We start from the raw sequence: 14,528 nt of genomic DNA on the forward strand, positions 1-14,528 counted from the left end.
TTGTGCGCCCCAATCAAATTAACCCCCGCTTTTCCGACAACGGAGTCCTCCATGACAAACAACAGTGACATTCCGCCAACAACCGCCACTATGAGTGGTGGTCCAGCAGAGGTGGAAGAAGAACGCATCCAGCTCACCCGCCCTGCGAACGCGGAGGGTGACCTCCCAAAGGTGGGTGCCCGGTACATCTGGTTCATTTTGCTCGGATTGTTCGGCGCCTACATCGCCCTGGTGACCCCGATCGCGCTTTCCCTGGCGATCCGCATCAAAGAAATTGCACCGGACAACGAAGAGTATCTGGGCTACGTCATCGGTTCCGCCGCGGTTGTATCCCTCTTTTCGGGCCCCATCACAGGCGTGCTGAGCGACCGCACCCGTACACGCTTCGGCCGGCGGCGGCCATGGCTTGTTGGCGGTGCCATCCTTGGCACCATCGGGTTGCTGGTCATCGCCATCGCACCGAGCGTCCTGATCGTCGCAGTCGGCTGGGTCATCACGACCCTGGGCTGGAACACTGTCATCGGCAGCTTCACCAATTCCCAGGCCGACCGCCTACCCGAATCCCAGCGCGGAAAGGTCGGGGGGCTTGTCGGGTTCGTCACCATGTCTGCCCCGGTCGCTGGTTCCATCCTTGGCGGCATCCTCGCCACGGATGCCGTGTTGCTGTTCATGGTGCCGGGCGTGATCGGCGTGATCCTCGTGCTCCTGTTCGCCTTCGTCGTACCGGAGGACGACAGCCGGATGCGCACATTCGATGACAAACTCGATCTCCGGTTCATGCTGTCCAAGTTCGTCTACAACCCGCGCCAGTACCCCGACTTCTCATGGAACTGGCTCGGCCGATTCCTGTTCTACTTCGGTCTGACGCTCAACTCGACTTTCACCGCGTTCTTTTTCGCACAACGGCTAAACCTCGAAGTCACCCAAATCGGTGGACTGATAGCCATCGCCGGGCTGATTGGCGTCGTGACCGTGATTGTAGGATCCATCGGTGGCGGATTCCTGTCTGATAAGTTGCATCGCCGCAAACCGTTTGTCCTGGGTTCTGGTGCCATGTTCTCCGTCGGAGCGGTCATGATGGCGTTGTCTAACGACCTTCCGATGCTGATGGTTGGTGCCGCAATAACCAACCTTGGCCTGGGCATCTTCTCCGCCGTGGACCAGGCACTGGTACTGGACGTACTCCCGGAAAGGGATACCGACGCCGGACGCTTCGTAGGCATCAACGGGCTCGCCAATTCTTTGGCACAATCCGCTGCTCCTCTGATTGCGCCGCTGTTCCTGGGAATCGGGGTTGCTTCGGCAGCCGAAAAGAATTACTCGCTGCTCTACCTCATAGCCGCTGCTTTCACGGTCGCAGGCGGCATTGTCGTCCTGAAAGTCAAAACCGTACGCTGACCCGCTTCAACATGCGCACGCGTCGCCGAGCGGCGCACTCTATCCGAAGGGGGGCTGCCCCCGCCGAACAGGAATCCCATGAAATACGTCGATGTCACCATGCTGACCCTGGAAGAAAAAGCCTCCCTTCTGACCGGGGCCGGCTTCTGGACAACCACTGCTATCCCCGCACAGAACATCGGGTCCGTCACGTTCGCGGATGGTCCGCACGGGGTGCGGCACCAGAAACAGGGGATGGACCACCTCGGCCTGTATAACAGCGAGCCGGCCACCTGCTTCCCTCCTGCCGTAGCCGTTGGCTCCAGCTGGAGCGTAGAAGTAGCGGCGCGGATAGGTGCCGCGCTTGCCCGCGAAGCCCGCGCCCTGGGCGTGGACGTTCTGCTCGGCCCAGGGGTGAACATCAAGCGCTCACCGCTGGGAGGGCGAAACTTCGAGTACTACTCGGAGGACCCCCTGCTGTCCGGGGTGCTCGCCAGCGCATACGTCAACGCTTTGCAGGAGCAGGGCGTCGGAGCGTCGCTGAAACACTTCGCGGCAAACGATCAGGAAACCGAACGGATGGTGATCAGTGCCGACGTTGACGAACGGACTCTGCGCGAGATTCATCTGTCCGCCTTCGAAAGGGTGGTGACCGAAGCCAAACCTGCGACCGTGATGTGCTCGTACAACAAGATCAATGGTGTCCATGCTTCTGAGAACAAGTGGCTCCTGACGGACGTTCTCCGCACCGAATGGGGCTACACGGGCGCAGTGATTTCGGACTGGGGTGCGGTGCGCACCAGGCCTGCGGCAGCTGCGGCCGGCCTGGATTTGGCCATGCCCGGCCCGGGGGAGTATGCAACCCAATCCCTGATCGAAGCGGTGAAGTCAGGGGCTGTGGAAGAAGCAACGATTGACGCGGCCGTTGGCCGGGTGCTTGGACTTACCGCGTTCACCGGGACTGACCCGGCAACGGCGGATCTCGGCGCTCATCATGACCTCGCCCGTGAACTCGCAGCCGAGTGCGCCGTACTGCTGAAAAACAAGGACATGGTCTTGCCGCTGAAGGCGCAGTCATCCCTGCTGGTGGTGGGCGAATTTGCCCAGACGCCGCGCTACCAGGGCGGGGGCAGCTCACATGTCAACGCCACACAGGTTGACATTCCGCTTCAGCAGCTCGTAGGACGCGCCCGCGCGAACGGCACGACGGTTCACTACTGCCCAGGCTTCAGCCTGGAACCGGCCGATGAGGACTCTCTTCGCGAAGCGGCAGTGGCAGCGGCACGGGCAACCGACATCGCCGTCATCTTCGCCGGCAACCCCGAAGAGGAAGAATCCGAAGGGTTTGACCGCCGTCGGCTGGACCTGCCGCCAGCGCAGGTACAGCTCATCAAAGCCGTGGCCGCCGCCGCACCCCGTACGATCGTTGTGCTGGCGAACGGGGGAGTCGTCTCCCTTGAGGAGTGGCATGATGACGTCGACGCGATCCTCGAAGGATTCCTCCTGGGCCAGGGCGGCGGCAAAGCCATCACCGACCTGCTCTTCGGCGACATCAGCCCATCCGGCCGTCTCGCCGAGACCATCCCATACCGGCTCAAAGACACTCCCACTTTCCTGTCCTTCCCGGGTGAGCAGGAACACGTCCGCTACAGCGAAGGTGTCATGGTCGGCTACCGCTACTACGAAACAGTCGACCAGCCCGTCCGGTACCCGTTCGGGCACGGACTGAGCTACACGAACTTTGAAGTGTCCGACCTTCGCGCTGAAGCAGCTGGACCCGACACCATCTCAGCCACTGTTACTGTCACCAACACCGGTGAAGTCGCTGCCAAGCACGTCGTCCAGATGTACGTCTCCACCGCGGCCGGACCGGTGCAGCGACCCGAACGGACTCTCGCAGCTTTCACGAAGATCCTGCTCCAAGCCGGCGAAACACGAAGCGTACAGCTCACCCTCGACCGGCGCGCACTCAGGTACTGGGACATCACCCGGTCCGATTGGGTCGTCCCCGCCGGAAACTACACCATTCAGGTCGCCGAGAACGCTTCGGAAGTGCTCCTCCAACAGGACGTCCAGCTCGACGGCGATGAGCTGCCCGTCACCCTTTCGCTTCAGTCAGACGTCGCGGAATGGGTCAGCCACCCGGTGGCCGGTCCGGCGCTCCGAGACCGGCTGAACCAGATTATGGCAGCCAACAGCCAGCATCTCGATGATGACAGCGACGGGACCAAAATGATGCTCTCCATGCCCATGAACCAGATCCTCAGCATCCTCGGCGGTGCCATCGACGGCGACTGGCTCCTCTCAATGCTCAACGAGCCCAGCCAGCCCGCAGCTGCCACTGCCTAGCCTCGAATCAGAAAGTGAACCTCATGAACGAGACCCGTTCCTCCGTGTCCGCAGTCTGCAATCCGCTGGATATTGCCTATAGATTCCAGGACCTGCGCCCCCTGGGCGACGAACGATCAGTGCACCGGGAGGCGGCCGACCCTTCAATCGTGCGCTTCCGCGGCCGCTACTATCTCTTCGCCTCCATGGCGGGTGGATTCTGGCACTCCGAGGACCTCAAGACCTGGCAGTACCAGGCAACAGACAAGTTGCCGCCGATGGACTACGCACCGGACGTCCGGGAAATCGACGGCGCCCTGTACATCTCCGCTTCAAGGACCACCGACAGCCCCTTTTTCCGCAGCCAGAACCCATTGGACGACGACTTCACTGAAGTCAACTCCGGCTTCCCCTTCTGGGACCCGCATCTCTTCCAGGACGAAGACGGCACGGCATATTTCTACTGGGGATGCTCCAACAAGGAACCAATTGCCGGCGCGCGCGTCGACCCGGCAACGATGGAAATCATTGGCGAGGCCGTCCCCCTGATCAGCGGAGACCCCGACCGGCACGGGTGGGAACAGATCGGCGAGAACTACATCAAAAAGGAACCGACGACCGAGCGCGAAAAATTCATGGCGCAATACCTCGGGGATGCTCCGTTCATCGAAGGTGCGTGGATGACGCACCGTGATGGCACCTACTACCTGCAGTACGCCGGCCCGGGGACGGAGTGGAACACCTACGCCGACGGTTACTACACCGGAGAGGGGCCGTTGGGGCCCTTCAGCTACTCGCCGCACAGCCCATTCTCGTCCAAGCCCGGAGGTTTCATCACGGGCGCGGGCCACGGCAGCACCTTCCAAGACGAGTATGGGAACTGGTGGCATGCCTCCACCATGCGCATCTCGATCCACCACCAATTCGAGCGCCGTATCGGGATCTTTCCTGCCGGCTTCGACGACGACGGTGTCCTGTTCTGCAACCAGAATTTCGGGGACTACCCCATGATCGTGCCTGACCGCCGGATCGACCCGTGGACTGAATCATCTCCAGGGTGGATGCTGCAGTCCTTCCGGGCCGAAGCCACGGCATCATCGTCCCTTCCGGACCACGGCCCTGCCCTCTCGGTCGATGAAGACATCCGCACCTGGTGGGTTGCTGGTGGATCGGAACCGGGGGAGTGGCTCCAACTTGACCTCCGCACCGAGCGGACGATCCACGCCATTCAGGTCAATCTCGCCGACCACGAGCTGTCCAAGATTGCGCCTGAGCGGTCCGACGGCCAGCAGTTCCCGGGAGAGTACCGGGCCCTTTACCCAGGCTCGCAGCCAACGGAGTTCATCATTGAAGTCTCCGCCGACGGCCAGCAATGGGAGTCTGTTCTCGATACCCGGGCGACAGGGGCGGAAGCGCCGCACGCATTTGAGGTCCTCCCTTCACCCAAGCGGGCACGATACGTGCGCCTAACAGCAGGCAGGATGCCATTCGGAGCTGCTGCCGCGGTGAGCGGACTGCGTGTCTTCGGCCTCGGGGACGGCGCCGCTCCCGGGAGTGTCACGCCCACGGCAATCCGAATCAATGACCTGACCGCACGCATCGAGTGGCCTGGCAGCGAAGCAGCCCAGGGCTACAACGTGCGGTACGGAATTGCGCCGGACAAGCTCTACCACAGCTGGCTTGTCTATGAGCAGACCGACCTTGACCTGGGAAGCCTCAATGCAGGCTGCGACTACTGGGTTGCCGTGGACGCATTCAACGAAAACGGCATCACACCGGGCGCCATCACTGCCATGCATCCCGCACTGACCAAGACGATCTGAAAAGGACCGACAACATGACCGCATTCAAGCCAGGTTTTCTCTGGGGTGCCTCCACGTCCCCACACCAAACTGAGGGAAATAACGTCAACAGCGACTGGTGGGGCCGCGAGGGACTTTATCCCGGGATGGAACTCAGCGGAGACGCAAATGACAGTTACCACCGCTACCGCGAAGACATGACGCTACTGGTCGAGGCAGGGCTGAACTCCTACCGGTTCGGGATTGAGTGGGCGCGCATCGAGCCGCGGCCCGGAGTGTTCTCCTCTGCGCTGCTGAAGCACTACCGGGCGATGATCGACACCGCCCTCGAACTTGGGATCAAACCCGTGATCACCCTCCATCACTTCAGCTCTCCCCGTTGGTTCGCCGACGAAGGCGGTTGGAGCACTCCCAATGCCGCCGAACGCTTCGCACGTTACGTCAAGGCTGCATCCTCCATCCTCGGCGACGTGGGACACGTAGTCACGATCAACGAACCCAACATGCTGGCTATGATGCTTAACCTCGAAGCCGCCGCCCTCCGAGGCGAGCTGGATGAATGGCAAAGCCCAACCATCGAAAACCAGGCGGACAGCGGATACAAGCAGCCGCCCCTGCCCGTTCCAACGCCTGCAGACGGGCAACACGTTATCGACGCTCACCATGCTGCCCGTGAAGTCCTTCATGAGAACACCGACGCCCTGATCGGATGGAGCGTCGCGAACCAGGCCTTCACCGCCGCCCCCGGCGGCGAGGAACGGTTGCGCGAGGTTCGATGGAACTTTGAGGACCTCTACCTGGAAGCCGCCCGCGACGATGACTTCATCGGGGTGCAGTCCTATACGACACAGCAAGTGGACGCCAACGGCCTGGTTCCGCATCCGCCGCACCCGGACAACACCATGATCGGCACGGCCTATCGTCCTGATGCGCTGGCAATGGCTGTTCATCACGCAGCGAATGTGACAAAAGTTCCGGTCCTGGTGACCGAAAACGGCATCGCCACCCCGGATGACGAACGCCGTATCGCTTACACACACGAAGCGTTGCTGGCTTTGTCCGGCGCTGTCGAAGACGGGGTGGATGTACGCGGGTACCTCCACTGGAGCCTGCTGGACAACTACGAATGGGGACACTGGGAGCCGAAGTTCGGTCTGGTCGAGGTTGACAGGGACACCTTTGAACGCCGTCCCAAGAAAAGCCTCCACTGGCTTGGCAACATCGCGCGCTCGAACGGGGACGAACTAAAACGCCCCGCCAACGCAGGCAACACCCATAGGTAAAACCCCAAGCCGGGCCAACGGAACCGACCAGTACCAATACAGGGAACAGCATCAAGGAGAAGCAATCATGGCAGGAAAGCTAGCAGGGAAAGTTGCCATCATCACCGGATCAGGACAGGGCATCGGGCGCGACGTCGCCTTGTGCATGGCGAAGGAAGGCGCCCGCATCGTAACGAACAACCGCAAGCCCGGGTCCTCCATCAACGCCTTCGAAAAAACCGCACTGCCCTTCACCGATCAGGAACAACAAGCACTCGAAACCGTCGCCGGAGATGCCCAAACAACTGCCGATGAGATCCGCCGGCTGGGCGGGGAAGCGGTTCCATTCTTCGGAGACGCCGGCGACTTTGAAACCGCCAGGCAGATGGTCGAAACCGCCGTAGCGAACTACGGCCGGATCGACATCGTCGTCAACAACGCCTCGTCCAACTGGGTGGGCAACATCATGGATATGGACGAGGAGCTCTGGGACATCTCAGTAGTTTCCAAGCTCAAAGGCACGTTCAATCTCATGCACCACGCCCTCCCTCACATGAAGGAGCAGGGATTTGGCCGAATCCTAAACTCGTCCTCTGACGCCTTCCTCGGCCTGCCAGGGTACGCGGCATACGGCGCAGCGAACGCCGGCGTAGTTGCCCTGACCAAGGCCGTCGCGGCCGACATTCACGGCCACGGAATCACGGTCAACGCCTATACGCCGCTGGCCAGGACACGTTCCTGGGTCAACGCCGCTGCCGCCTACCGCCTCCAAGGCATGCCCCCGGAAGCCATCGAGGCGGCGGCTCCCGCTGCAATGAAGAGGACACCGGAAGGAATGGTCCCCTTCCTGGCCTACCTCTCTTCCGACGACGCGGCCGATATCACCGGACACCTGTTCAAGCTAGCCGCGGACGGTGAAATCGGCCTCTGGTCCGACCCGCAGCTCGTCAACCAAATCACGGCAGCAAACGGGACCTGGACCATGGTCGAGCTGACCGAACGCGTCCCCAACGAACTACTGGCGAACGCCAAGAACCTTTCCGTAGCACTGCCCATGAACTAGCGCCCCCACCGGTCGGGATCCAATAACTCCCACATCACCGAACCATCGTCAAACAAAGGAACCAACTTGGGAAAGCTAGACAACAAAGTCATCCTCATCACTGGGTGCTCCACTGGTCTGGGCAAGCAGCAGGCAATCCGGATGGCGGCTGAGGGCGCGAAGCTCGCCATCTGTGCGAGGAACGAGACCAAGCTGAAGGAAACCAAGAACATCTGCGAAGAAAAGGGTGCAGAAGTTCTTGCCATGTCCGTGGACATCATGGACTACGACAGCCTGGTGGAATTCGTTGATGCCACCGTTGAGCGCTTCGGAACCATCGACGTGTTGGTCAACAACGCCCATACCATCACCATCCCGAAACCCTTCCTCGAAAAAACCATCGAGGATCTCGACGTGGAGATGAAAAGTTCTGTCTACGCCTACTGGCATCTCATGAAGCTGTGCTTCCCGCACCTGCGCGATAAGGAAGGGGCAGGAGGTTCCATCATCAACTTCGCGTCTGAAGCAGGCGTTAAAGGCGATTCTCTTTATGCTCCCTACGCGGCAGCCAAAGAGGCCGTACGGGGGCTGTCCCGCACAGTTGCGCGCGAATGGGGCCAGTACAACATCCGGGTCAACACTCTCTGTCCCAACGGCATGACGGAAAACGCGTCCGCTGGCTTGGACTCAGAGGCGCTGAGCCTGGAGGCCAGGGACCACATTCGAGATGCATTCACGAATAACCCGTTCCAGCGCGCTGGTGATCCATACCGTGATGTCGCACCAGTGGGTGTATTTCTCGCCTCCGATGACAGCCATTGGATCACCGGCCAGAACATCCACGCAGACGGCGGCATTCTAATCAGCGCTTGATCCCGATAGTTGAAAACGTACCTAAATGAAACCGGCAAACTGAGCCGCCAACTGCTCCTGCATTTGTTCAATCAGGGCAGCATCACCGCGTCTCGCGGGACCGGGCCATCGCTTGAAGCCGGCCCGCCATTGCCAAAACTCGCCAACACCATCTGGAAGGACAACATGGGTAACGAAGCTACATGGCAGGAAGCCATCAGCAATAACCGATTTGCAGGAAAAACCGTCATCGTCACAGGGGCGGCTTCCGGGATCGGGCAAGCTACCGCCCTGCGCATCGCGAAGGAAGGCGGTAAAGTCATCGCCGCCGATATCAGCAAGGAACGCCTCGATGCTCTAGTCGAGGAGAACAGCGGCCTGGAGCTGGTACCTGTGGCCGGCGACATCTCAACAGAAGAAACTGTTGCCGCCGTCGTGGCTGCCGCCGGCGGCCGCGTAGACGCCCTTGCCAACGTGGCCGGAATCATGGACAACTTCGCACCGGTCCACGAAGTAGACGACGAACTCTGGGACCGCGTCTTCCGGATCAATGTCACCGCGCTCATGCGCCTCAGCCGCGCCGTGGTACCACTGATGCTGGAACACGGCTCAGGCTCCGTGGTCAACGTTTCCTCCGAGGCCGGCATCCGCGGATCGGCCGCAGGCGCCGCCTACACCGCGTCCAAGCACGCCGTCGTCGGCCTCACCAAGAACTCCGCCGTCATCTATGGCCCCAAGGGACTGCGCTTCAACGCTGTTGCCCCCGGGCCAACCATGACCGGAATCGTCGCTAATTTCGGTTCCCAAATGGCCGCCGAACGCCTCGGCCCACTCATGCAGGCCAACATCCCCACACCGGCAAGTGCCGCGCAGTTGGCTGCCTCCATCACCTTCCTGCTCAGCGACGACGGAACCAACCTCAATGGCGCCATCTTGGCCTCCGATGGAGGTTGGTCGGCGATTTAGCTGCTAGCGGGAGCGGCTCTTTATTTGCGGGCGCCTGAATGTTAGTCCCCCGGGCGCCCGCCATGAGTCTCAAGTTACGGGTAGCAAATGAGTCAACACCGAAGTTGAGGCGATACGTGGCGCCCGAAACGTTCGGCATCTCGACCATCTACGGCTTAGCCGGTGAGGTGAGCAGCGCCTCGGATGAACGGGCGCTGGAGGTCGCACGCCGTCTAAGGGCCGGAAACATCTCCGTCAAGGGCGGCATGTACTTTGACGTATGCACACCCCTGGGCGGCTATGGTCAAAGTGGCATTGGCCGCAAAAATGGCGAAGAGGGGTTCCGGGAATATATGGGGCTAAAGTCAATCGGCATTCCCAGCCGCGGTTGAACACCCCGTCACCGGCAACACGAGTCCGCACTGCGCGCCTTGAAGATGTCGCGGAGAGTTGGGCCGCTAAAGCTCCCGAACGACTTGTGATCAGCATGAAGTAAGACCCCGCCGGCGGCAAGGGCAGCGTCACGGTTTTCGCCGCCTGCTGGAGCCAGGCGCCGGCCTGCAGCACACTCATCACTTTCTTTGCTTGCCGACAGCCGCAGGCACACTTGCCGCCAGCGCGAAAACGGTGCGTCGAACGTTCCCGCTACTTCCCGACGAAGGCAAGTTCCCATCCAGGAATGTTCATCACCATAGCGAGCCAGAACCCTCCACCGAGCGGGAAGCCCAGTACCCGCCATCGACAGCAAGGTCAGCACCGTTGACATATGAAGCCTCGGAACTGTTGAGGAACAACAACGGTTGAACCTGTTCTTCTGGGGACGAGCGACGTCCGCTGGGATACTCGGTAGCGGCGAGTAGCGCTGGTGGAAATGCTTTCTCACTCACCTCCATTAGCGGCGTCTGAACCGCTCCGGGACTGGAGGAATTTATGCGGATGCCACGCGAAATGAGGGCCGTCGACTGCTGCAACGTCCACAGGTTGACTGCTTCTTTGCTGAAGGGATAGCCATGACCTGCGATCCCCTCGTTCTTTTCGTACCAGGCGACTCCATCTTCAAACGATCCGGTGGTGGTGAACTCGCCGAGCAGGTCCAGGTGAGCTCGCCAGCCACATGCGACGCTTGAAGACACGTTCGCTATCGCCGCGCCCGCTCCCATTCGCTCCAGAAGGTATTGCGTCAGGAGCCGTGGTCCCAGGAAGTTGACCTTCACCAGCTCGATCGATGGCAGGATCGGTGGTGCGCCGGCACAGTTAAACAGAGCATCCACCGGTCCATCGAATCTGACCGCAGCCGATTCGATTGATTTCACGGATGCAAGGTCAAGCCTGTGGAATTCGGCGAGATTCAGATCTGGAGCCCGGCGACTCATGCCGATGACCTCTGCACCCTGGTTCACAAGGGCGTTAGCAACAGCCAAGCCGATGCCGGATGAGCATCCTGTCACAACGACGCGTTTGTTTTCATATTCCGTAAAGGTCACGAACGTTTCTCCTGTTAGGTGCCATAGAGCTTGAGTGCCGCAAACCGGGTCATAAGGGCGGCTCACGGCGAAGCGCAGTCAGCACGAGATTCAGCGGAAGCTCATCTTGGTCTGCTTCAGGGGCAGAGATCCATCCTGCGTCTGCCCCTCACAGACTAGCCTATTGACGCGCGTCAATAAGCTACATAGGCTCGTGTATGCCGACGTCGGTGCGAACAAGGCTGCCACCCGGGAGTGGCAGCAGACGCTATTGCTGCCGGGTCAGGCTTCCTTGGGCGGCTGTGGCGCCTTTGACAGGGAGCTGCTGCAGGAACGTAACCGATCCACGCCTCACGAGCCAAGTCCCTCATGGAAGGTAAGAATGACGCAGACAATAGGGATGCAAATCCCCTCGCTAGATGCGCTGGCTGAAGAAGGTTTGCATTCGTTAGACGTTGCAGGCCGGCCCCGTAGCTCCAAGGACATCGAGTGCTGGCTTACGGACATGGACGGCGTCCTGGTCCATGAGAACCAGGCAATCCCGGGTGCAGCTGAACTCATTCAGCGCTGGGTGGATACGTCCAAGCGCTTCCTGGTCCTGACCAACAACTCCATCTTCACGCCCCGTGACCTCGCGGCCCGCCTGCGTGCGTCAGGCCTGGAGGTCCCGGAAGAGAACATTTGGACGTCGGCACTGGCCACGGCCCAGTTCCTCAAGGACCAGGTCCAGTCCTCGGATTCGGGCAACCGCGCCTACACCATCGGCGAAGCCGGACTCACCACCGCGCTGCACGAGGCCGGATTCATCCTCACGGACACCGATCCCGATTTCGTGGTGCTGGGTGAGACCCGCACCTACTCCTTTGAAGCGATCACCATGGCGGTCCGTCACATCCTGGCCGGTGCACGGTTCATCGCCACCAACCCGGATGCCACCGGTCCTTCCAAGGACGGTCCCATGCCCGCCACCGGAGCCATAGCGGCAATGATCACCAAGGCCACGGGCCGCGAGCCGTACATCGTGGGCAAGCCGAACCCCATGATGTTCCGTTCCGCCATGAACCAGATCGACGCTCATTCGGAGACCACTGCCATGATCGGGGACCGCATGGACACGGACATCGTGGCCGGCATGGAAGCGGGCCTGCACACGGTCCTGGTCCTCAGCGGAATCACCCAGCGTGAAGAAATCGTCTCCTTCCCCTTCCGGGCCCATCAAGTTGTAGATTCCGTGGCAGACCTGAAAAGCCAGATATAGGGGAACGGTCAGCCTCGTAGTAGGTCTCATTGCCCCCCGGGAAGACCGGTCGCTTCAAGTATTGGCAATTGGTCTCGGCACAGATGATGTGGACCCTGTTGGATGCGGAAAGGTACGCGTCGTCAGCCCTTCAGCGCGCGAAGTTCACGACTGACAGCCTGGAGGCCCGTCCGGAGTGCTCGAAGCTCGTCAACTGTCAGCCCTAGTGACACGGATCGTGATCCGGGTCATTCGAGTGAGGCTTACGCCCATCTCGGAAGCGTCAGTCGGGCCAATCCCATTTTCAAGAAACTTAGGAAGTGCTCGCATGATGCGATCCTCTACCTCTGAGATCGGCCCACATCAGTGGCGTACGCACCCGGAGGCACCCTCTTCAAATGAAGCGGGTGCCACAGTCCAGAGCGGACACAGGAGGCAGGCCTCGGTTGTGGACGTGGCCAAGCTGGCCGGGGTATCCACTCAGACTGTGTCGAGGGTACTAAATGGCAGCCGCGATGTACGGGGAAGCACCCGCGAGCAAGTCATTTCCGCCATGAAGGAGCTGGGGTACCGCCCCAATAGTGCCGCCCGGGCTCTTAAGCGGGGCAGTTTCCGAACCATCGGGGTCATCTCACCTACGCTGTCGTCGCCCGGAAACATGCGAACGCTGGAAGCGATCGCGCTTCAAGCCGCACGGCGAGACTTCGCCGTCATGATCATCCCCGTCGAGGCCCCCACCCAGGGCGGGATCCGTGGTGCGTTCTCCCGCGTGGGCGAGCTCGCAATTGACGCCGTAATCGCCATCACGGAGGCCCACCTCCTCGATGCGGCCGGTGTGTCGCTGCACCCGGGCGTGAAGGTGGTAGTGGTTGATTCCGATGCAGGCACACGATACACCGCTGTAGACACGGACCAGGCCTACGGCGCCCACCAGGCTGTCAGGCACCTCTTGGACCTCGGGCACGTAACCGTCTGGCACGTTGCGGGTCCTGCAGCGTCCTTGGCTAGCGAACGACGATCCATTGCTTGGCGAGAGACCCTGGCAGCCGCTGGTCGGCCAGTGCCCCCAATCATTCATGGGGACTGGTCGGCCGATTCCGGCTACGCCGCCGGAATCCAACTCGCCGACCAACCGGGCTGCACCGCCGTCTTCGCCGCGAACGACCACATGGCGCTGGGACTTCTGCGCGCCTTCCAGGAGAGGGGAAAAGCGGTCCCGGGGGATGTCAGCCTGGTGGGCTTCGACGACCTGCCCGAGACCTCCTCATACGCCCCTCCACTCACTACGGTCCACCAACATTTCGCCGCTATCGGCAGTGCATGCGTCGACAACGTCCTTGATCAGATTCGTGGCAACACCAGCAAACCCTGCGTCAGGCTCATCCAACCTCGGCTCGTCGTCCGGCAAAGCACTGCTGGCCCCAAACGATAACGCGCTGTCGGGTCCTGTGGAGTTCAGCCATGATGTGATCCTCCTTCCGGGCAGGAATGCAGGCCATGCATGATCGGGCAAGTTAGCCAGCTCTTTAAGGAGCAGATCGTATCCGGTTGGTGCCGTTAATGGAGCATGCGCAGAACGGGGCCCGGCACAGCCCATTCCGTACTACCCATAGATGACTTTCTCGACCAACCATGCAAGGTAGAAAGACCGACCGAACGCCGCATCCCATGTAGGTGCGAGGAATCGTCCATTGGACTTGCCCCTTCCACGCGCATACGAAATACACCCATGCCACGACGCGAGCTCCATTAACAAAATAGTCGCAGACCGGAAATGCCGGATTCGTTATAGGACGTGTCCGTTGTCACTGAATCTGGCAGTGTTCATGTGGGAAAATGTCAGTTCTTTTGACAGTGATACGGCATTCTGATTGTCACTCGATCTGGCACTTCCGTATTTGCTGCGTCCCGACAAGTACAAGATTCATGGCTGGCCCGCTCCGAAGACCACTCACTTCTGTGGCGATCCGAGTCGCTGCTCGCGCGTGGCTATCAGGCTTGTGTGCCACATTAACTGACTCAAACGCTGTCGGCTCGTAAGCTGCCGTGTCTCCTGACAAAACTGCCAACTCAACTGACAGCGGACAGGACGGAGTGTCCGCAGCTACTTCTACTCCCGTGCTTTGAACGCCGATAATGGCGATTCTGTAATGCAATGGCCGTGTAGACCATGGCACATCGACGGTGCAGGAAGGGGAGCGGATCACTCCAACTTTGCGT

At 60.6% G+C, this 14,528-nt stretch carries 11 protein-coding genes; 10 read left to right on the forward strand and 1 reads right to left on the reverse strand.

The features are described 5' to 3' along the window. The first annotated feature begins 51 nt into the window (after positions 1-51). From QRN42_RS17265 to QRN42_RS17300, 8 genes are all read left to right on the forward strand, one after another. Entirely contained in the window at positions 52-1,398 is a 1,347-nt protein-coding gene (locus tag QRN42_RS17265; RefSeq protein ID WP_284980344.1) for an MFS transporter, read from the forward strand. A 78-nt stretch (positions 1,399-1,476) separates the two neighbouring features. Beyond that, entirely contained in the window at positions 1,477-3,726 is a 2,250-nt protein-coding gene (locus tag QRN42_RS17270; protein WP_284980345.1) for a beta-glucosidase, read from the forward strand. 23 nt (positions 3,727-3,749) lie between these two features. After that, positions 3,750-5,528, forward strand: coding sequence for a family 43 glycosylhydrolase (locus QRN42_RS17275; protein WP_284980353.1), 1,779 nt, complete (start codon positions 3,750-3,752; stop codon positions 5,526-5,528). Positions 5,529-5,542: 14 nt separating this feature from the next. Beyond that, complete coding sequence (locus tag QRN42_RS17280) at positions 5,543-6,790, forward strand: glycoside hydrolase family 1 protein (RefSeq protein ID WP_284980346.1); 1,248 nt, start codon at positions 5,543-5,545, stop codon at positions 6,788-6,790. Positions 6,791-6,857: 67 nt separating this feature from the next. Then, positions 6,858-7,832: an SDR family NAD(P)-dependent oxidoreductase gene (locus QRN42_RS17285; RefSeq protein WP_284980347.1), complete on the forward strand. Its 975-nt coding sequence runs from the start codon at positions 6,858-6,860 to the stop codon at positions 7,830-7,832. 66 nt (positions 7,833-7,898) lie between these two features. Further along, on the forward strand, positions 7,899-8,684 hold the full coding sequence (locus QRN42_RS17290) for an SDR family NAD(P)-dependent oxidoreductase (protein ID WP_284980348.1): 786 nt from the start codon (positions 7,899-7,901) through the stop codon (positions 8,682-8,684). Positions 8,685-8,849: 165 nt separating this feature from the next. After that, positions 8,850-9,629: an SDR family NAD(P)-dependent oxidoreductase gene (locus QRN42_RS17295; RefSeq protein ID WP_284980354.1), complete on the forward strand. Its 780-nt coding sequence runs from the start codon at positions 8,850-8,852 to the stop codon at positions 9,627-9,629. A 116-nt stretch (positions 9,630-9,745) separates the two neighbouring features. After that, positions 9,746-10,000, forward strand: a complete 255-nt coding sequence (locus QRN42_RS17300) for an aldehyde dehydrogenase family protein (RefSeq protein ID WP_284980349.1) — start codon at positions 9,746-9,748, stop codon at positions 9,998-10,000. A 294-nt stretch (positions 10,001-10,294) separates the two neighbouring features. On the opposite strand, the gene QRN42_RS17305 is transcribed toward QRN42_RS17300, so the two are convergent. Beyond that, a complete protein-coding gene (locus tag QRN42_RS17305) occupies positions 10,295-11,092 on the reverse strand; it encodes a coniferyl-alcohol dehydrogenase (RefSeq protein ID WP_284980350.1) in 798 nt (265 codons plus the stop codon). Between the two features lie 379 nt (positions 11,093-11,471). Between QRN42_RS17305 and QRN42_RS17310 the strand changes: the two genes are divergently transcribed. Together QRN42_RS17310 and QRN42_RS17315 are read left to right on the forward strand one after the other, a co-directional pair. Beyond that, positions 11,472-12,329 (forward strand): HAD-IIA family hydrolase, encoded by an 858-nt coding sequence (locus QRN42_RS17310; protein WP_502869524.1) that lies wholly within the window; start codon positions 11,472-11,474, stop codon positions 12,327-12,329. Positions 12,330-12,639: 310 nt separating this feature from the next. Beyond that, a complete protein-coding gene (locus tag QRN42_RS17315; protein ID WP_284980355.1) occupies positions 12,640-13,740 on the forward strand; it encodes a LacI family DNA-binding transcriptional regulator in 1,101 nt (366 codons plus the stop codon). Positions 13,741-14,528 lie beyond the last annotated feature (788 nt).

Source organism: Arthrobacter sp. fls2-241-R2A-200 (genome assembly GCF_030209745.1).
Taxonomy (GTDB): domain Bacteria; phylum Actinomycetota; class Actinomycetes; order Actinomycetales; family Micrococcaceae; genus Arthrobacter.